Raw genomic sequence first — 17,996 nt, 5'->3', positions numbered from 1 at the left:
CGGCACGGTGCGGCGATCCGATGAGCGCCCTCGCCACGGATTAACCCGCGCGGAAAATCAGGTGATCTTCCCAGTCGTCTTCGGCCACGCTGCCTTCGGCGAGCATGCGCCCGGACTGGGAAATACGTTCGTGGTGCACCGCATCGCGGTCGCCGCACACCAGGTGATGCCACAGCGGCAGGTCCTTGCCTTCGCTGACCAGTCGATAACCGCAGGTCGGCGGCAGCCACTGGAACTCCTCAGCCTTGCCCGGCGTGAGCTGAATGCAATCCGGCACGAAGTCCCGACGGTTCGGGTAGTCAGTGCACTGACAGGTTTTCAGGTCCAGCAGTTTGCAGGCGATGCGCGTGTAGTAGACGCTGTTGTCGTCTTCATCCTCGAGCTTTTGCAGGCAGCACAGACCACAGCCGTCGCACAGCGATTCCCATTCCTCTGGATCGAGTTGATCGAGGGTTTTGCGTATCCAGAACGGTTCGACTTTGGCGGCCATGGCTCGAGCATCAACATCAGGTGGTGAAAAGGCCGCCAGTCTAGTGCCCAAGGCCTCGCGGGCCAAGCGCTGGCGACTGTCGGTAGAACTTCACTTGTCAGTTTTTGCGCCGCCGAGTAGCTTTGCCAGTCGCAACGAGCCAAACCTGAAGGCCATTAACGCGCAACCGCGTTGCATTCCGGTGAACTGCCACGGCTCAAGAAAACCTTATCCCTCAGCTCAACTGCGGCCGCTGGTTTTTATTTGACTCCCTGTCCAAACGTAGTAAGGAATCTCTGAATGAGTGCCAATCCACGCGTTGCCGATCATGCCATTCACCCACAGTTCACCAATCGTTGGTCGCCACGGGCCTTTACCGGCGAAAGCATCCCGGAAGAAACCCTGCTGAGCTTCTTCGAAGCCGCGCGCTGGGCGCCGTCGGCCTACAACTCGCAGCCTTGGCGGTTTCTCTACGCGCGCCGCGACACGCCGAACTGGGAGCGTTTCCTGGGCCTGCTGAACGAGTTCAACCGCGGCTGGGCGCAACACGCCTCGGCGCTGGTGATCGTGATCTCGAAAACCACCTTCACGGCGCCCGGTGCCACCGAAGAAACCCCGGCGCTGTGGCACACCTTCGACACCGGTTCGGCCTGGGGCCACCTGGCGCTGCAAGCGAGCATCAGCGGCTGGCACACCCACGGCATGGCCGGTTTCGACCAGGACCTGACCCGCAAAGAACTGAACATCCCCGAGGGCTACGCCCTGCACGCAGCAGTGGCCGTGGGCAAGCTGGGAGATAAAGCGACGCTGGCGGATTACCTGCAATCGCGCGAAGAACCGAGCCCGCGTCGTCCGTTGAGCGAGCTCGCTGCTGAAGGTGACTTCACCCTCTAAGCCAGCACAAAAACAAATGTGGGAGCGAGCCTACTCGCGAAAGCGGTGTGTCAGACAGCAATGATGCTGGTTGACACTCCCTCTTCGCGAGCAGGCTCGCTCCCACATTTTATCCAACGAACACTCAATACCCGCGGTTGAAATCCACTTCACCGCGCAACGCTTTATTCGCCTGATACGCCCTCAGGTTGTCGACAAACAACTGCACCATCATCGATGGCGAGGTCGGTGCCGAGCTGTGGCCGGTCAGCAACAGGCCCCAGGCGGTCCAGAACGGATGCCGTTGCGGCAACGGTTCCTGACGGCAGACGTCGATCACCGCGCCCGCCAGATGCCCTTCTTTCAAGGCTTCGACCAAGTCCGCATCGACTACCGCCACACCGCGCCCGACGTTGATGAACACGCCGGTCGGCTTGAATTGCTTGAACAGCGCCGCGTCATACAGGTCGTGGGTGTTCGGCGTGTTGGGCAGCAGATTGATCACGTAATCCACTTCGCCGACCAGCCGCGGCAAGTCGCTCAGCGCACCGACCTCAACAAACGGCACCTGCTCGCGGGCTTCGCTGGCGATGCCATACAACTCGACGCCAAACGGCACGAGGAATTTCGCCACGGTCTGGCCGATGTCGCCAGTGCCGACGATCAACACCTTGCGCCCTGCCAGGCTCTGGCCCAGGCGATTGTCCCACTTGCGCTCGACCTGGCTGACCAGTCGCGCCAGCACTTCGCGTTCGTGGCCAAGCATGTAAGTCAGGACGTATTCAGCCATGACCTGGCCGAAAATCCCCACCGCCCGGGTCAGGCGATAGTGGCGTGGCAAGCCGTCGGCCAGCAGCGGCGTGATGCCGGCCCAGGTCGATTGCAGCCATTGTGGCTGGTGGCCCTGACGCAGCAGGGTCGCCAGCAAGTCCGGCTGGCCAAGCCAGATCGGACAATCGGCCGCTTGACGTGCCAGTTCGGCGGAGTCGCCGCTGGTCAGCACTTCCAGCTCAGGCACAGCCTGACGCAACAGTTGGGCGTACACAGGGTGATCGTGTTCAGCAATCAGAACGCGCATGGTTCAAACCTTTCAAAAACAGGGCAGACAGCCGCGGACGGAGTATCGCTCCATCGGTCGCGGCCATCGTCAAAATTATTCCAGTTTTTCACACAGGCTCTGAACAGAGCCTGTCTGCCAATCACATCGGGTCGTTGCGGCGCAGCAATTCTTCGGGCAAGTGTTCGATGTACTCGTCCTCGGCCGGTGGCATTTGCAGGTGGTAGCCCTGCTTTTCGAGGTTTTCCAGGACCACGGTGATGTCCTCGCGCGACAGTTTGCGCTCGGGGGTCAGCACCAGGTCGAAGGCGTGATGTGGCTTGCCGAACGCCGCCATCAGCGATTCCGGGACGCGCTCCAGTGCATCGCTTTTGAGCACGTAGAGGTACATCTCGTTTTTCTTCAGGCTTCGATAGATGGAGCAAATACGTTTCAAGGCTGTTCTCCGGCGGTGGCCAGGCTGTCGAGCAGCGCCTGGCCCATCAATTCGCGGCGCCAGCCACGCAGCGAATCAGGCAATTGGTAAGGACCGTTGGGGTAGCCGCTCTTGAGCAAGGCTTCCAGGGTTTTCTTGCGTAGCATCAACTCTGGTGCAATGTTCAAGCGCTCGGCTTCGGCCTGGCCGATGGCGCGCAGTTGCTTGACCAGCACGGCGGCGTCTACCGGCAATGGCTCCGGCACGGCGGGCGGCCATTGATCTGGCGACACACTGCCAGAGCGCTTGATCAGATCAAGCAGAAATTCGCCGTCCTGACGCACGGTACGCGGGTGCATGTCTTCGATTTTCGCCAACGCGCCGAGGTTGTCCGGTTGAGTCCGCGCCAGCGGCCACAAAGAGTGCTCACGGACGATGCGGTTACGCGGCAGATCGCGAGCGCGGGCTTCGTGCTCACGCCAGGCGCAGAGTTCACGCAACACCACGAGTTGGGCGCGGGACAGCTTCCAGGCCAGCTTGGCTTCGCGGTAAACCTCGTACGGATCGACCTCACGGCGCAGGTTAGCCACCAGTTCGGCGCCATCCTCCAAGACCCAGTTGTATTTGTCTTCAGACAACTTCGGTTGCAGGCGTACGAAAACTTCCGCCAGGTGCAGGGCATCTTCGGCGGCGTAGCTGATCTGGGTGTCGGACAGCGGACGTTGCAGCCAGTCGGAACGGGTCTCGCCCTTCGGCAGGTCGATGCCGAGCACTTCCTGTACCAGCCGCGAGTAACCCATGGAGAAACCCAGGTTCAGATAGGCGGCGGCCAATTGAGTGTCGAACAGCGGCGCCGGCAGGCTGCCGGTCAGGCGCAACAGAACTTCGAGGTCTTCGCTGCACGCGTGAACGACTTTCACCACGGCCGGGTTTTCCAGCAACGCGGCCAAGGGTTGCCAGTTGTCGATGGTCAGCGGGTCAATCAGGTAAGCGCGTACGCCATCGCCGATCTGCAGCAGGCCGGCAATCGGATAAAAGGTGTCGACCCGCATGAATTCGGTGTCGAGGGCAACGAATGGCAACTGCTGCCACTCGGCGCAAAACTGACCGAGGCTATCGTTGTCGCGAATCCAGTGAATATCGATGGCCACACGGCTCTCCCTTGAAGAATGGCGCGCAGTATATATCGCCCCTGACGATTTCCGCGCATGCACTGAACAAGAGCTTTAGCGAAAATGCCTGCCCAAGAGAAAGAATAGTCTGACAGAGGAAACAGACACCCCTTCCCCCGGCAGCTCCTACAGGGGGAGTGGCTCAGTCTTTGGCCAGGACGCCGTCGATCACCGCGCCGCGGCAGCCGGCGAACATGTCCAGACTCGGGTCGTAGACCTTGCTGTCGACTTCCAGCAGACCGAGCATCGAATGGAACAGGTTGTCCTGGCTCAAGGGTTTGTCGCGACTTTGTTGCAGGCAATGGGCGTCTACCGAGAACGACTTTTGATAACTGTCGGAAAACCACGCCAGCATTGCCACATGCTTTTGTTGTTCCGGCGCCATCATGTAAGGCGTGCCATGGAGGAACAGGTTGTACTCGCCCAGGGACTCTCCGTGGTCGGACAGGTAGAGCATCGCGGTATCCACTTTGTCCTGGTTGCTGCGCAACAGATCGATCAGGGTCGACAGCACGTGGTCGGTATACACCAGGGTGTTGTCGTAACCATTGACGATACTGTCGCGGCTGCAATTGTTCAGCGCATTGCTTTCACACACGGGTGTGAAGTGTTCGTATTCTTTGGGATAACGCTTGAAGTATTCCGGGCCGTGGCTGCCCATCTGGTGCAGGACCAGCACGGTGTCTTTGTCGAGGGTGTCGATGAAGTGCTGCAAACCTTGCAGGAGAATTTCATCGCGGCACTCGCTGCTGGAGCACAACACCGGGTCTTTCAGATTGCTGACATCCTCGATGGTGACCCGATCGCACGTGCCTTTGCAGCCCGATTGATTGTCGCGCCAGATCACGTCCAGACCGGCCCGCTTGAGCACGTCCAGCAAACCTTCTTCGTTCTTTGCCTTGCTGGCGTTGTAATCCTTGCGGCCCATGTTGGAGAACATGCAAGGCACCGATACCGCAGTTTCCGTGCCGCAGGAATGCACGTCGGTGAAAGCGATCAGCCCGGTTTCTTTACTCAGTTTGGGTGTGGTGTCGCGGTTGTAGCCGAGGATGCCGAAGTTCTCGGCCCGGGCACTTTCGCCGACCACCAGCACCGTCAGGGATTTGCGCTCATGGGACTGCCAGGCCTGGTCTTTACGGGCGTCTTCGCCAATTTTGACAAAGGGTTGTTGCGAGGACACCACCTGCTCACGCAGATAACCGACCGAGGCGCCGATGTAGTTGCTCGGCACCACCATCAAATGCAATTCATGGTGATTGCGAAACAGGGACGACAGGCCTTGATAATTCATCAGCGCCACGCCACCGATCACCGCGACAGAGACGACACTCACCAGGGCTTTACTTAATAGCTCACGGTGCCAGGCGCGATAATTGACCGGGGTTTTCCACAATAACCACGAAGGCAAAACACCGAGCAGGACAATATAGACAAACAACTTTATCGACAGTAAGTCGCGAACTTCCGTGGCATTGGTTTCGGCAAAGTTACGAAACATGCCGGCATCGATTAGCACGCCATATTGACTCATAAAGTAAGCCACGCCGGCACTGACCATGAAGACCAACGTCAGCAGCGGTTTTAATACGGGGCGGAACGCCAGCACGGTCAGGACGATGTTGAACGCCGCTAGGATCATGCTCCCGAACGCCACGCGCATGGCGATGCCCTTGGCATCCGATGCAGTGATATCGAACAGGTGCTGCCAGAGCACAAAGTTGCAGGCGATCAAAAGAAAGGCGCTGGCGATCAACGTCACCCATTCCGGGCGCACGGCTCTTAACTTCAACATAAAGGTGGGCTATTCCTGAAAAGACCAACCTTGGTTAATTGTGAAAATTCCATTAACCAGGGCGTGACAAACTTTAAGCAGGCAACCATCAATTTTTTGTGAAAAAGACGCCAACGAATAGTTGGGCTGCACGCAAAGTCTGGAACTGGCGGAGTATTTGAGAATGGTTCAGCTGTTATTCAGTGTTTTGCTTCTGCACTGCTCCTTGTAGGAGCCGGGCTGGCCCGCGAAGAGGCCGTGTCAGGCAAAGCATCTTTGACTGACACATCGCTTTCGCGAGCAAGCTCGGCTCCTACAAGGGATTTGGGGGCAATTGGATTTTTAGATCTCCCGCTGGGTTTTCTGATTTGCCGGACCGGCCCGCTCCGTGCCTAATCGTCAGCCTCTGATTCAAGGGTCTGAAGATGGAAAATGTCCGCGCTAAAACCCGCCCCGCTGTCTGGTTGATGCTCGCCATCATGCTGGTAGCCCTCAACCTGCGGCCGTCGATGGCGGCTGTCGGGCCATTGCTGTCGGCCATTCGAGGCGAGATTTCGCTGAGCTTCAGCCTCGCCTCGCTACTGACCATGCTGCCGGTGATGGCGATGGGGCTGGCGATGTTTTTCGGTATCGGCATCAGTCAGCGACTCGGCGAGCGGCGCACGGTGTTGTTGTCGCTGCTGATCATTGGCCTGGCGACGCTGTCGCGGCTGTTTGTCGACTCTGCCGTCGAACTGATTATCAGCGCCGTGCTGGCGGGGATTGGCATTGCGCTGATTCAGGCGTTGATGCCGGCGCTGATCAAATCGCGCTTCGCCGACAACGTGTCGATGTGCATGGGCTTATATGTCACGTCGATCATGGGCGGCGCGGCGATTGCGGCCTCGTTCGCTCCGCAGGTGATGGTGCAGACCGCTAGCTGGCGCCTGGGCCTGGCCATTTGGGCCGTGTTGGCGCTTATGGCGTTGCTGTTCTGGTGGACGCAACGCGCTAGCCTGCCGCACGCAATGACGACGGTAGTGAAGAAAGAATCCTTCTTCGCCAATTCCCGCGCCTGGTTACTCGCGCTCTTCTTCGGCCTGGGGACGGCGTCTTACACCTGCGTTCTCGCCTGGCTGGCGCCGTACTACGTGGAAAAAGGCTGGAGCGAACAAAACGCCGGTCTGTTGTTGGGTTTTCTGACGGCCATGGAGGTGATCTCCGGCCTGGTGGTTCCGGCAATCGCCAATCGCAGCCGTGATCGTCGCGTGGTGCTGATGGCGTTGCTCGGGCTGATTATCGCCGGTTTCTGTGGGCTGATCCTCAGTCCACAACACTTCAGCCTGCTGTGGCCGTGTCTGTTGGGTCTGGGCATTGGCGGCTTATTCCCGATGAGTCTGATCGTCTCGCTCGATCACCTCGACAACCCGCAACGCGCCGGTGGCCTGACGGCGTTCGTGCAAGGTATCGGCTATCTGATTGCCGGTCTTTCGCCGCTGCTGGCCGGGATGATCCGCGATCAACTGGGCAGCTTCGATTGGGCGTGGTGGTCGCTGACCGCGGTGATGGTGGTTATGTTGCTGATGGTACTGCGCTTCGATCCCCGGCATTACACGCGACACTTTCCCTGATCGGCTAAAGGCTTCTGGCCATCTTTCAGCGCTTTGATCAGCGACGTCGTGTTGCTAAAACTTTCTGTCCCACAATTGTCCGTGAAACGTCCTACGAGGCATTCTCTTGGCACCATCGTTCCGTTAGGATCGTTCGCACACGTTTGCGCACAGTCAGCGCAAGGAGCACAGCGAGACAGTACGGATGCTGAACAGTAACTTGCTTAGAAAGCTCGATATGCAGGACCTCATGGTGTTTATCGCCGTGTATGAGCAAAGCAGCGTCACCGGTGTGTCGGAGGCACTCTTCGTCAGTCAGTCCACCGTGAGTTACTGCCTGAAAAAACTGCGCACCAGTTTCGAGGACGAGTTGTTCATCAATACTCGCACCGGAATGCGCCCCACCCACAAGGCCAGCATCATGTATACCCATGTGCTGAAGATCCTTGAATGCATCAACCTGTGTCATGCCAGCGCCCAGGCGTTCGACCCGACCGCACAGCCAGTCACCTTCAACATCTGCGCACCGGAATACTTCGAGCAATTGATCTTGCCGCGCCTGTTGAAGCGCTTCGACTTCGACGATTTGCCGGTGATGGTCAACATGCACAAGTTTGAAACCGACGTGCCCGCGGACGAACTGCGCGACGGCAGTCTCGACCTGGTGATCAGTTTCGGCCCCAACTTCCACCGCCATCACACCGATCTGAAGTCTCGGATGCTGCTCGAAGACGATCTGGTCTGCGTCTTCGACAAACGCGCCACACCACTGGAACCGCGTTTAAGTTTGCAAGCCTTCACCGCACGCTGGCATGTGTTCCCGACACCGTGGTCCTCCACCACCGACATCGTCGATGGCTGGCTGGAGCGTCAGGCGCAAAAGCGCCAAATCGTCACGCGATCCAATAGCTACAGCGCAGCACTGAAAATGATCACCGGCACTGATTTCATCCTGACCGTGCCCCGGCGCATCCAGCGTTTGCTGGCCAGCGGGGCGGTGTTCAATCATTGCGAAGCCCCCAACGGTTTGCCGGGGTTCAGCCTCGATATGCAATGGAGCCAAAACGTCGATCAGGACAGCGCCAACACGTGGCTGCGTGAGCAAGTGGTCAAGGCCTGCGCCGAGCAGCAGGCCGCCTGATACTTAATGGCTGATGGCTGTCTTGGTGTAGGACTCGCGATCAATGTCGAGGATTTCCACGCACAACTGGACTTCGACATCCTTCGGCCATTCACACAACTCCTGCACCACGGCCAACAAGCTCTCGGACAGTTGCTTCTTGATCTGCGGCGAGCGTCCGCTCAGCAACGCCAGCTTCACATGCACGAACGCACGAACGCCCAGGCTGGTGCCGACTTTAAAGGTCTCGACCTTGATGGCGCGGCTCTTGATATCGAACTCCGCCGCAAACTGACCGGAAGCCACCAACGTATTGTTGAGCCGTATGAGCGCCACGTCGGCGTTCAGCTCGGGCAGGTTGGCGGTGTATTCCATGTGCAGATGAGGCATCGGGAGGCTCCAGTCAGTCAGCGTAAAGACCGTACTTATAGCCAGCACATGTAGGCGCTGTCGAGTGAAACGAGGCTGCGATCTTTTGATTGTGCTTTTTAAATCTCAAGATCAAAAAATCGCAGCGTACCGCAGCGCCTACAGGGGAATGTCGGTAACCGGCCGTTCGCTCATGAACGCCTCAAGCCGCGAACGCAACCAGCGTTCGGCCGGGTCGCTGTCGACGTGGCTGAGCCAGACCATCGACAGGTCGAGTGTCGGCGTCTTGAACGGAAATGGCTCCTTGAACAGCAATCCCGAGGTGGCCATGGCGGCCGCGGTGTAATCCGGCAAGCTGGCGATCAGATCAGTACCGGCCAACAGGGCCGGCAAGGCACTGTATTGCGGCACGGACAGAACCACTTGGCGGGTGCGCCCGAGTTCCGCCAGCCACTCATCGGCGAAACCGGCCACGTTGGCGGTGTGCGACACCAACACGTGCGGCCGTGAGCAATATTCATCGAGGGTCAATGGCGTGTCGGACGCATCGGCGCGCAAGACACTGGGCTGGATGTGCCGCAGCAATTTGCGCTTGGCGTTGGCCGGCAGCCCACGCGTCTGGCTGATGCCGACGGTGATATCGCCGGAGGCCAACAGGTCGGGAATCCGCCAGTAATCGACATGCTGAACCACGAACACCACTTTCGGCGCTTCCTGGCGCAAGGCGCGCAGCAGCGGCGGTAACAAGCCGAACTCGACATCGTCCGACAGCCCGATACGAAAGGTCATGGTGCTGCTGGCAGGGTCGAAATTGTGGGTCAGGCTCAAGGCCACCGACAGCGAATCCAACGCCGGCGACAAGTGCTGAATGATTTCCTCAGCCCGGGCCGTCGGCTCCATGCGGTGACCGACGCGAATGAACAGTGGATCGTTGTGCATCGTGCGCAGACGATTGAGCGCCGAACTGATGGTCGGCTGGCCGAGAAACAGCTTCTCCGCCACCCGCGTCACGTTGCGTTCGAGCATCAATGTCTCGAACACCACCATCAGGTTGATGTCGGCCTTGCGTAGTTCGTTGCGATTCATCCACTGCCCCCGGTCCCCAAGACTTGGGCCAGTTTAGAAAGGCCCGGGGGTGGCGTCTATCGTCACGATGCGTCAGTTCACCAGCAGCCGCTGCAAACCCAGGCCCATAACCCGCGCATCATCGTTGAGGCCCAACTGCTGGGGACTGATTGCATCGGGCAGTTGCAGCTCGATCGTCACTTGATCATCGACGGCCAGGCGCTGACGAATTGCCGCGCTGATCGGGATCTGCAGATGATTGCCCTGCGCCTGCGTCAGGCGTGCGGACAGCACCTGCTCGCCGTTCAAGCTCACGACCACCCGCTGAGCAGGGTGCTGCGGCAGGATGAACGCCATGGCATCGATCACCACCGAACGCGCCTCTGGCGTTATGCGCAGGACGATCTGCGCCTGTCGGCCCTCAGACCATGTTCCCCAGCTTTCCGGGGTCGACCAGCCGTGGGTCATTTGTCGAGAGGAATGATTGAACGTCTGTACCTGGCCTGGATGAGTCAGGGGAGTCAGCGCCATCTGCCGTCCCTCATCGTGCATCGGCAAGCACTGCGCGCAACGTTTCCAGCCCGGCGCCAGCACCACCAGACCATCCACCCGCGTCAGCAGATCGGTGTCACTGTTGATGGTTTTTGCCGCGGCCGCCAACACGTCATCGTCGAGGATGTACAACGAGTCTGCATCATAGTGACCGGATTCAAGCATGCGCCGGGTTTTCTCCTGGGCGAGTTCAAGCGGCCCGGAACTCATGCGCCCGAGATAGACCGCATCCGTTTTCATGCCGTGGGTGGCGGCGAAATCAGCCAGCACCTGCCAACGCTCGGGCTGATTCTGCGGCATCAGGCTGCGAAGGTTCGCGTATTGCGTCGCCGCACTCGCCCAGAATGGATCCTGCATCGGGCTGGCCCAGGTCGACGACGGTGGAAGCATCTTCCCTTGCCGCATCCCCATCCAGCCATTGCGCATGTCAATGACCTGCACCGATAACGCCAGCGCCAGCAGGGCAATGACCGTACGCGGCCGGTATCCGCGCACCAGCAGAAAAATTACCATCAGGATCAGCGCATAGGCGACTGGCCAGAACATCCTTCCGGAAGCACGGAAGATGTTCGCAAGATTGAGAATGAATTTCGGCAATGGATAGCTGAATGTGTGCGCGCCGATGCCGATCTGGTTGGATAAGGCGAACACCCATAGACCGAGCAACGCCAACAGCAACCATGGCCGGCTACTCAATGCGTGCTTCAGCGGCTGGCTGTTTCTCAGCCAGGCGATCAGCGCCATGGGTATCAGCAGCAGTACGCCCAGCCCCAGATAATTGAAACCTTCATAATCACCGCTGGCTTGCGGCAGATTTGGCAGGATCAAAGACCAACCTGCCGGATCGACAGGAGACAGCAGATTCATTCGGTACAAACCGAAACCGCCGGACTTCGCACCATCGACAATCGCGAAGTAACCGGCCTGCCAACAACACAGGCTTACGACCACGAAGAGCAGCACGCCTTCGATCAGACTCTGCCGCCGCGTCAGTTGCTGGCTCGACCACTTGCCGAGCAGATCAGCGACCCATATCAGCGCAACCATCGCCAACAGGTAGGCATGTACCATCGCCGTCACCGCCAACAGCGCCCCCCACGCCAACCGGCGCCGATGCAGGCCGGGCACCAGAGCCAGATACAACGCCGCCAGAATCAGAAAATGCCCTGCCAGAGAAAGGTGTGCCCCCATGCGCAAAAACATCGCAGGCGAGAACATCAGCAACCCCGCTCCCAGTAATCGAATCGCCGGATGGTCAGTCATCAATCCGAGCAGCTTCCAGCCAAACCAGGCCTGTAGAACAAAACAAGCCAGCAGCCACATCCCGAAATACTGGAAAGTGTCGGGCAGCCACGCATTGAACGGCTTGAATAGCAGCGCCAGTAACGGATTGGAGTCGGAGAAGATGACCGAATTGCCCAGCTCAAGCCCGTAAAACGGATTGAGTCCCAGCGGAAACGTCCATGGCGAATGGCGAAAGAAATCCCATCCCAGATAATGCGTCGCGGTGTCGCCGAGCTCCAGCCAGGCAATGTTTTCAGGATCCAGAACTTGCGGCCCGATCAAGCAAAAGAAAGCCAAGACCCCGAGCAGCAACGGCAATAAGGACAGTGCGGCATGCTTTTGCCTGGCGCTCATCGATACGTCCAGAAGTTATGCAATACAAAGGTGAAGGCCGGAAGGGTCAACGCCACCGCGCCGATCCCCAGCAAATAATTGAGCCCGGCCATTTGCGCCGCCCAAGCCACGAACATCGCCAGTAGAAAGCCTGCGCCGGAGACCATCATGAAGCGCAGTAATGTGCGGCCATGCAGCCGTGCGGAAAAGCTCCAGGTGGTGTTGATCACGTAAGACACCACGGTGGCCACGGCAAATGCCACGCCATTGGCCAGGGGCGGCATCGGCATCACGAAGTTGATGAACAGCACCGCGACGACTGCGTGAAGCGCGGTGACAAATAATCCGGTCACGGCAAACCTCAGCGCCCTTTTGATCACCGCTGATTTTTCGGCTGACGTCACGGCTTCTGCGCCAGTACAAACACCGTCAGACCGGCCAGACGATTCAAGCCCATGAGCGGTAATTCGATGCTGCACAAGGTCTTCAGGATTGAGTTCACCACGCGATGATGCTGTTTGAGTTGCGAACGCGGCGGCGACGGTTGCGCGCCTTTGGGCAATAGCCGCAACGTCGCCGCAATCGGGAACACCGCACCAAAATAGTAGGCGCCCTGCTTCACCGTCAAACCAGCGTCCCGGGCTACTTTTTCAAATTGCGCCAGGGTGTAGCGACGTTTGTGTTCGAGGAAGTCATCGTGCCCGCTCCAGAGGAACTGGAACGCCGGCACCGTCATCAAGAAACGGCTGCCGGACGGCACTTTATCGACATAAGCCTTGAGCAGCCCGACGTCGTCGTCGACATGCTCCAGCACATCCATCAGCAGCACCAGATCGGCATCCACGGCCTCAATGCCGCGACGGTAATGCACCGGTTTCCCGCAGGTGCTGGCGTCGGAATCCGCGTCGTAACTGATGTCCACGCACCAGGCTTCGTTCGCGGCGGTGTGGGTCAGCAGGTGATGGGTAAAAAACCCGGAGCCGGCGCCCACATCGAGAATCTTTTTGATCGGTGTATCGCCCAGTAGACGCTTGGTGGCCGCTGCTTTTGAGGCGTAATACCAATGCTGGTCAATGCTTGAACCGAGGATGTCGGTTTCCTTGAGATCCATGGTTCAGTCCTTGGGGTTATAGACACGACGCACCAGATAAACCGGCCGGCGCTTTGATTCGATGTAGGTGCGGCCCAGGTATTCGCCGAGCACCCCGATGCCGATCAGTTGCAGGCCACCGAGAAAGGTCACCGCCACCATCAGCGAGGCGTAACCCGGCACGTCAATCCCGGTAAACAACGTGCGCACCACAATGAAAATGGCGAAGGCAAAAGACACCACCGACACCAATGCTCCTACGTAGGTCCAGACCCGCAACGGTTCGGTGCTGAAACTGGTAATGCCTTCGAGGGCGAAATTCCACAACCGCCAGCCGTTGAACTTGCTCTGCCCAGCTACCCGTTCAGGGCGCTCATAATCAACGTGGGTCGTGCGAAAACCGACCCAGGCGAACAAGCCTTTCATGAATCGCCGGGACTCGGGCAACGTCAGCAAGGCATCCACCACGCAACGATCCATCAGGCGAAAATCACCGACGTTCTCGGGGAGTGGTTGTTCGGCAATCTTGTTGTGCAGACGATAGAACCAGTGCGCCGAGGTCTGCTTGGCCCAGGTATCGCTGCGGCGGCTGATGCGGTGACCGAGGACGACTTCAAAACCCTCACGCCAGCGCTCGATCATTTGCAGAATAATTTCGGGGGATCCTGCAGGTCCGCGTCGATCGGCACCACGATCTGCCCGGTGGCAATCTGCAAACCGGCGGACAACGCCGCCTCTTTGCCGAAGTTGCGACTGAGGTCGACGATACGCAGGCGGGCATCTTGCTGCTGACGATCCAGCAGCCGCTCAAGCGTGGCATCGGTACTGCCGTCGTTGACGAATACCATTTCGAGATCGATCAGCGTCTGGGCCTGAAAGACTTCATTGATGCGCAGCAGAAACGTGTCGAGGCTGTCCTCCTCGTTAAAAACGGGGACCACCAGCGATAACGTCACCTGCCCGGCCTGTTGCGTTCCGTGCTGAGTCAAAAGGAGTGCTCTTTCTTATAGTGTTTGTCGGTCATCGAACAAGGTTCGACGCCATGAGCCGACCCGTATTAAGCAGCAGCGTGGTTGCTGTTGCAAGGGTCAGACGGCGTCATATTGGCCAATCCAGAGGCCTATTCCAGCGCTCTGGCCCGCGCCCTTCAGAAACATCCGCCAACGATTGGAAACAAATGTCCGATAGCCAAAAAAACCGCCTGCGCTAGGCTTGCGTCGTTGCGACACACTGGCTGTCGCAGGAATAAATCGCATGGAGCGAACTGAATGTATTTCGAGATTTACAGGCAATCCAGAGGCACTTCGAGCACCGGCAAAGGGCAATGGCGCTGGAGGCTGCGCGCAGGCAATCACGAGACCGTCGCCAGCGGCGAGTCTTATGTGAACAAAGCGGATTGTTTGCATGTGATCGGGTTGATCAAAGCGGTACATGGCGAAACACCGGTCAAGGAAATTTAACCGCGTGAGCCAAAGCAGGGCTGAGTCCTACAGCCACTTCCTTTTTGACTGAAGCACTGGCGAGCCATTTCTGCCCCCTAGGCTGATTGAGGCACGGGGCCATCCGGCCCTCTCTCGCGACACAGTCGAACTCAACAGGAGCCGCAGAAATGGCCAGAGACAAAGCGAAAGACGACAAGTACTTCAACTGCTCGCAAGAACACGAAGCTGACTATGTCGCCGGCCTCTATCCGCATGCCAAGGACGAAGTGAAAACCTTCCTGACGACCGCGTGCATGGACAAGACGCTGCACAACTCGACGCATAAGGATGTGTATGACTTGATCAAACGGAAGTTGGGGCACTCGCAGCCGTGAATTGGCTGGGGCGCGGGGTGATGTAGCCTTGCGTAAATGAAAAAGCCCCACGGGTTCAGGCCTGTGGGGCTTTTGCACGTCAGAGGGGCACTCAACCTGAGTAGATAGCGCGCAGCTTTATTGAAAGCAGCCGAGTCGCTCTGAAAAAATGACCAATGACATTCATAGAATCCAAAAACGAAAAAGCCCCGTAGATTTTCATCTACGGGGCTTTTTCTATGTAATGGCGGAGAGATAGGGATTCGAACCCTAGGTACCGGTGAAGGTACAACGGATTTCGAATCCGTCCCATTCGGCCACTCTGGCATCTCTCCAACGGCGCGCATCATAACAACACTTTTGCCGGAAGCGAACCCCCTAAGCGAAATTTTTTCCGTGCTATCAGATGCTTGCGTCGATTAAAGCGGTACGCCCAGACGATTGGCGACTTCTTCGTAGGCTTCGATGACGTCACCGAGGCCCTGGCGGAAGCGGTCTTTGTCCATTTTCTTGCCAGTAGCCTTGTCCCACAGACGGCAGCCGTCCGGGCTGAATTCGTCGCCCAGGACGATGGAGCCGTCGGAGAACACGCCGAACTCGAGTTTGAAGTCGACCAGCAGCAGGCCGGCGTCGTCGAACAGTTTGCTCAGGACTTCGTTGACCTTGAGCGACAGTTCTTTCATGCGAACCAGTTGCTCGGCGGTACCCCAACCGAACGCCACGACGTGGGATTCGTTGATGAACGGGTCGCCCTTGGCGTCGTCCTTCAGGAACAGTTCGAAGGTGTAAGGGTTGAGCTTCAGGCCTTCTTCGACGCCCAGACGCTTGACCAGGCTGCCGGCGGCGTAGTTACGCACGACGCACTCGACCGGGATCATGTCGAGCTTCTTCACCAGGCACTCGTTGTCGCCCAGCAGTTTGTCGAATTGGGTCGGCACGCCGGCCGCTTCGAGTTTCTGCATGATGAAGGCGTTGAACTTGTTGTTCACCATGCCTTTGCGGTCGAGCTGCTCGATACGCTTGCCGTCGAACGCCGAGGTGTCGTTGCGAAACAGCAGGATCAAGCGGTCAGCGTCATCGGTCTTGAAAACCGATTTGGCTTTGCCGCGGTAGAGTTCTTCACGTTTTTCCATGATGGGCTCCGCTTGCTAAGTAGGTGGGCTAGGCGATGTGTCGCCAGTCGAGCCCTGAATCTTGATCGGCCAGTTGCAGCCAGTCCGGGTCGCACCCGAGGGTGTCGACAAAACATTGCCGGGCCAGCTGCGGCAGGTTGTTCTTGCTGCTCAGATGGGCCAGGACCAGGTGTTGCAGGCCTTGCCAGCCCAACTCGGACACCAGGAATGCCGCCTGGTGGTTGTTCAAATGTCCCAGTTCACCGCCCACCCGTTGCTTCAGGAAGTACGGGTAGTGACCGCGAGCCAGCATGTCACGGCAATGGTTGGACTCGATCATCAACGCATCGAGGTCTCGATAGCCGTCCAGCACCTTGCTGCAATACGAGCCCAGGTCGGTCAACAGGCCGAAGCGCCGCTCACCGTCATTGAAGACGTATTGCGTCGGTTCCTGTGCATCGTGGGCCACGGCAATGACTTCGATGTTCAGGGCGCCGATTTGCAATTGCTCGCCGCCGGCCAGGAAGCCCGCGGGTTCAATCGGTTTGCGCATCCCGCGCAGGGTGCCGCGACTGAGGTAGACAGGCAGATTGTAGCGCCGAGACAGCAAACCCACGCCATGCACGTGGTCGGCATGTTCGTGGGTCACGAGTATCGCGCTCAACTGCGCCGGGTTTACACCCAGGCGCAGCAGGCGTTTTTCGGTTTCCCGCAGGGAGAAACCACAATCCACCAGCACATACGTGTCAGCGCTGGCTATCAGCGTGCCGTTCCCTTGGCTACCGCTGCCGAGAACGGCAAAACGCATGTGATCAGCCCAGGTTGTCCTGAATCACGCTCAACACTTTGCGAGCCACTTCTGCCGGCGCCACGGTGTTGATGTTTTTCTCGACGGTGACCTGGACGTTCTCGCCCACCTTGCTCAGACGAACCTGATAACGGTCGGCACGGGCTTCAACTTCTTCCTTGGTCGGCGCACTGCCGAACAGGCTGCTGAAGAAACCAGGCTTCTCGTCTTTCTTCTCGGCTTTTTCCGACAAGTTGATGTAGTACAGGCCCAGGCTGCGGTTGATGTCTTCAACACGCCATTCGCCCTGTTCCAGCGCACGACCGACACTCGACCAGGCGCGGTCCAGGTCCGGACCGACGTTCAGGATCGGGTTGCCGCTGCCGTCTTCGCTCAGGCTGACGCGGTTTGGCTTGTCGGAGTCCTGGGAAGCCAGCATGGAGACCGAACCGCCCTTCTCGGAGATGCGGCTCATGCTCGCAAGCATGTCGTCCACCAGTGCCGCGTCCAGGCCAGTGTTGACCGAACGGTTGGTGAAATCGACGTCGGAGGTGCTGCCAGCAGGACGCTGGGCGCTGACCACGTAGATTTCACTGGTGTTGCGCTGCACGCCTGGCTCGATGCGGACCCGCACGCGGGTTTCGCTGTCGGCGGCGATGCCAGCCGCGCTCAGGCGCTTGGCCATGGCAGCGGAGAGCTCGTCGGAATGCTGCCAGGTGGTCGTGAACTCACCGGTTTGCGGGCGTTGTTCGTCCAGACGGAAACCGTTGTCCTGGAAGAACTGGACAGCCACTGGCCAGACTTCGGCCGGTGGGTGCTGACCCATGACCCAGCTCGAACCAGCGCTTTTTTGCAGCGTGTAGTCGCTGGCATCAGCAATCGCCGACAGCGGCTGCGGACGCGGCACGATGTATTCGCCCTTGGTGGTGTCATCGGCCACGTTACGCGGGATCGGCAACAGCGGATCCAGACGTTTGGAGGTGCTGACATTCGGGGGCAGTTGCATCGGTGCAGTCTGTTGCGCTTCCAGGTAATCGCTACCACGGTCACGGAAGTAACCTTCCGGGCCCCAGATCCATCCGCAGCCACTGGTGCTGGAGATAATCAAGGCAAGTGCGGAAAGTCCGGCCATTCGCTTCATGC

The 17,996-nt window shown here is 58.6% G+C and carries 18 protein-coding genes, 1 tRNA gene and 1 pseudogene; 5 read left to right on the top strand and 15 right to left on the bottom strand.

The genetic code is table 11. The annotated features are described in order from the left end of the window. Positions 1 to 40 precede the first annotated feature (40 nt). On the bottom strand, positions 41 to 490 hold the full coding sequence (locus JFT87_RS12020; protein ID WP_201201531.1) for a YcgN family cysteine cluster protein: 450 nt from the start codon (positions 488 to 490) through the stop codon (positions 41 to 43). 279 nt (positions 491 to 769) lie between these two features. Between JFT87_RS12020 and JFT87_RS12015 the strand changes: the two genes are divergently transcribed. After that, on the top strand, positions 770 to 1,363 hold the full coding sequence (locus JFT87_RS12015) for a nitroreductase family protein (RefSeq protein ID WP_201201530.1): 594 nt from the start codon (positions 770 to 772) through the stop codon (positions 1,361 to 1,363). Between the two features lie 124 nt (positions 1,364 to 1,487). Here JFT87_RS12015 and JFT87_RS12010 read toward each other — a convergent pair whose 3' ends face one another. From JFT87_RS12010 to JFT87_RS11995, 4 genes are all read right to left on the bottom strand, one after another. Further along, a complete protein-coding gene (locus JFT87_RS12010) occupies positions 1,488 to 2,420 on the bottom strand; it encodes a D-2-hydroxyacid dehydrogenase (protein WP_201201529.1) in 933 nt (310 codons plus the stop codon). Between the two features lie 121 nt (positions 2,421 to 2,541). Then, entirely contained in the window at positions 2,542 to 2,835 is a 294-nt protein-coding gene (locus JFT87_RS12005; protein ID WP_007898694.1) for a YcgL domain-containing protein, read from the bottom strand. Beyond that, entirely contained in the window at positions 2,832 to 3,965 is a 1,134-nt protein-coding gene (gene rnd, locus JFT87_RS12000; protein WP_201201528.1) for a ribonuclease D, read from the bottom strand. Before rnd ends, JFT87_RS12005 begins: the two co-directional genes overlap by 4 nt. Positions 3,966 to 4,128: 163 nt before the next feature. Further along, a complete protein-coding gene (locus JFT87_RS11995; protein ID WP_201201527.1) occupies positions 4,129 to 5,778 on the bottom strand; it encodes a phosphoethanolamine transferase in 1,650 nt (549 codons plus the stop codon). A gap of 404 nt (positions 5,779 to 6,182) precedes the next feature. Between JFT87_RS11995 and JFT87_RS11990 the strand changes: the two genes are divergently transcribed. Together JFT87_RS11990 and JFT87_RS11985 are read left to right on the top strand one after the other, a co-directional pair. Continuing rightward, positions 6,183 to 7,367, top strand: coding sequence for a cyanate transporter (locus tag JFT87_RS11990; RefSeq protein ID WP_201201526.1), 1,185 nt, complete (start codon positions 6,183 to 6,185; stop codon positions 7,365 to 7,367). A gap of 184 nt (positions 7,368 to 7,551) precedes the next feature. Next, positions 7,552 to 8,487 carry a LysR family transcriptional regulator gene (locus JFT87_RS11985; RefSeq protein WP_201201519.1) on the top strand — a complete coding sequence of 312 codons (936 nt, stop codon included), beginning with the start codon at positions 7,552 to 7,554 and terminating at the stop codon, positions 8,485 to 8,487. Between the two features lie 3 nt (positions 8,488 to 8,490). On the opposite strand, the gene JFT87_RS11980 is transcribed toward JFT87_RS11985, so the two are convergent. The 6 genes and pseudogenes from JFT87_RS11980 to JFT87_RS11955 form a co-directional block, all read right to left on the bottom strand. After that, complete coding sequence (locus JFT87_RS11980) at positions 8,491 to 8,856, bottom strand: 5-carboxymethyl-2-hydroxymuconate Delta-isomerase (RefSeq protein ID WP_201201518.1); 366 nt, start codon at positions 8,854 to 8,856, stop codon at positions 8,491 to 8,493. A gap of 138 nt (positions 8,857 to 8,994) precedes the next feature. Next, the gene (locus JFT87_RS11975; RefSeq protein ID WP_201201516.1) at positions 8,995 to 9,921 is read right to left on the bottom strand and encodes a LysR substrate-binding domain-containing protein; all 927 of its coding nucleotides are present in this window, start codon (positions 9,919 to 9,921) and stop codon (positions 8,995 to 8,997) included. 72 nt (positions 9,922 to 9,993) lie between these two features. After that, positions 9,994 to 12,090 carry a DUF6311 domain-containing protein gene (locus tag JFT87_RS11970; RefSeq protein WP_201201514.1) on the bottom strand — a complete coding sequence of 699 codons (2,097 nt, stop codon included), beginning with the start codon at positions 12,088 to 12,090 and terminating at the stop codon, positions 9,994 to 9,996. Further along, a complete protein-coding gene (locus JFT87_RS11965; protein WP_201201512.1) occupies positions 12,087 to 12,473 on the bottom strand; it encodes a GtrA family protein in 387 nt (128 codons plus the stop codon). The genes JFT87_RS11970 and JFT87_RS11965 overlap by 4 nt, the downstream gene beginning before the upstream one ends. Then, on the bottom strand, positions 12,470 to 13,180 hold the full coding sequence (locus JFT87_RS11960) for a class I SAM-dependent methyltransferase (RefSeq protein ID WP_201201510.1): 711 nt from the start codon (positions 13,178 to 13,180) through the stop codon (positions 12,470 to 12,472). Before JFT87_RS11960 ends, JFT87_RS11965 begins: the two co-directional genes overlap by 4 nt. A gap of 3 nt (positions 13,181 to 13,183) precedes the next feature. Beyond that, positions 13,184 to 14,148, bottom strand: a pseudogene (locus JFT87_RS11955) (glycosyltransferase family 2 protein). 279 nt (positions 14,149 to 14,427) lie between these two features. On the opposite strand from JFT87_RS11955, the gene JFT87_RS11950 reads away from it, so the two are divergent. Continuing rightward, a complete protein-coding gene (locus JFT87_RS11950) occupies positions 14,428 to 14,619 on the top strand; it encodes a YegP family protein (protein ID WP_201201509.1) in 192 nt (63 codons plus the stop codon). 149 nt (positions 14,620 to 14,768) lie between these two features. After that, positions 14,769 to 14,975: a hypothetical protein gene (locus tag JFT87_RS11945; RefSeq protein ID WP_201201507.1), complete on the top strand. Its 207-nt coding sequence runs from the start codon at positions 14,769 to 14,771 to the stop codon at positions 14,973 to 14,975. Positions 14,976 to 15,199: 224 nt separating this feature from the next. Here the strand turns inward: JFT87_RS11945 and JFT87_RS11940 are convergent. The 4 genes from JFT87_RS11940 to bamC form a co-directional block, all read right to left on the bottom strand. Continuing rightward, positions 15,200 to 15,289: transfer RNA gene (locus tag JFT87_RS11940), tRNA-Ser, on the bottom strand. A gap of 84 nt (positions 15,290 to 15,373) precedes the next feature. Continuing rightward, the gene (gene purC / locus JFT87_RS11935; protein ID WP_123507616.1) at positions 15,374 to 16,087 is read right to left on the bottom strand and encodes a phosphoribosylaminoimidazolesuccinocarboxamide synthase; all 714 of its coding nucleotides are present in this window, start codon (positions 16,085 to 16,087) and stop codon (positions 15,374 to 15,376) included. A 28-nt stretch (positions 16,088 to 16,115) separates the two neighbouring features. Continuing rightward, positions 16,116 to 16,874: an MBL fold metallo-hydrolase gene (locus JFT87_RS11930; protein WP_201195251.1), complete on the bottom strand. Its 759-nt coding sequence runs from the start codon at positions 16,872 to 16,874 to the stop codon at positions 16,116 to 16,118. 4 nt (positions 16,875 to 16,878) lie between these two features. After that, positions 16,879 to 17,994, bottom strand: a complete 1,116-nt coding sequence (gene bamC / locus JFT87_RS11925) for an outer membrane protein assembly factor BamC (protein ID WP_201201505.1) — start codon at positions 17,992 to 17,994, stop codon at positions 16,879 to 16,881. Between the last annotated feature and the right edge of the window lie 2 nt (positions 17,995 to 17,996).

The sequence above is a fragment of the Pseudomonas sp. TH15 genome (assembly GCF_016651105.1).
Taxonomy (GTDB): Bacteria; Pseudomonadota; Gammaproteobacteria; order Pseudomonadales; family Pseudomonadaceae; genus Aquipseudomonas.
Note: the sequence above shows the minus strand (reverse complement) of the source record. Positions and strands in the feature narration are given on the sequence as shown.

Excerpts from the sequence above, each read along its gene's own strand:
- JFT87_RS12020 (WP_201201531.1), bottom strand. The coding sequence starts at position 490 with ATGGCCGCCAAAGTCGAACCGTTCTGGATACGCAAAACCCTCGATCAA.
- JFT87_RS12015 (WP_201201530.1), top strand. The coding sequence starts at position 770 with ATGAGTGCCAATCCACGCGTTGCCGATCATGCCATTCACCCACAGTTC.
- JFT87_RS12010 (WP_201201529.1), bottom strand. The coding sequence starts at position 2,420 with ATGCGCGTTCTGATTGCTGAACACGATCACCCTGTGTACGCCCAACTG.
- JFT87_RS11995 (WP_201201527.1), bottom strand. The coding sequence starts at position 5,778 with ATGTTGAAGTTAAGAGCCGTGCGCCCGGAATGGGTGACGTTGATCGCC.
- JFT87_RS11990 (WP_201201526.1), top strand. The coding sequence starts at position 6,183 with ATGGAAAATGTCCGCGCTAAAACCCGCCCCGCTGTCTGGTTGATGCTC.
- JFT87_RS11985 (WP_201201519.1), top strand. The coding sequence starts at position 7,552 with ATGCTGAACAGTAACTTGCTTAGAAAGCTCGATATGCAGGACCTCATG.
- JFT87_RS11980 (WP_201201518.1), bottom strand. The coding sequence starts at position 8,856 with ATGCCTCATCTGCACATGGAATACACCGCCAACCTGCCCGAGCTGAAC.
- JFT87_RS11975 (WP_201201516.1), bottom strand. The coding sequence starts at position 9,921 with ATGAATCGCAACGAACTACGCAAGGCCGACATCAACCTGATGGTGGTG.
- JFT87_RS11970 (WP_201201514.1), bottom strand. The coding sequence starts at position 12,090 with ATGAGCGCCAGGCAAAAGCATGCCGCACTGTCCTTATTGCCGTTGCTG.
- JFT87_RS11960 (WP_201201510.1), bottom strand. The coding sequence starts at position 13,180 with ATGGATCTCAAGGAAACCGACATCCTCGGTTCAAGCATTGACCAGCAT.
- JFT87_RS11950 (WP_201201509.1), top strand. The coding sequence starts at position 14,428 with ATGTATTTCGAGATTTACAGGCAATCCAGAGGCACTTCGAGCACCGGC.
- JFT87_RS11945 (WP_201201507.1), top strand. The coding sequence starts at position 14,769 with ATGGCCAGAGACAAAGCGAAAGACGACAAGTACTTCAACTGCTCGCAA.
- purC (WP_123507616.1), bottom strand. The coding sequence starts at position 16,087 with ATGGAAAAACGTGAAGAACTCTACCGCGGCAAAGCCAAATCGGTTTTC.
- JFT87_RS11930 (WP_201195251.1), bottom strand. The coding sequence starts at position 16,874 with ATGCGTTTTGCCGTTCTCGGCAGCGGTAGCCAAGGGAACGGCACGCTG.
- bamC (WP_201201505.1), bottom strand. The coding sequence starts at position 17,994 with ATGAAGCGAATGGCCGGACTTTCCGCACTTGCCTTGATTATCTCCAGC.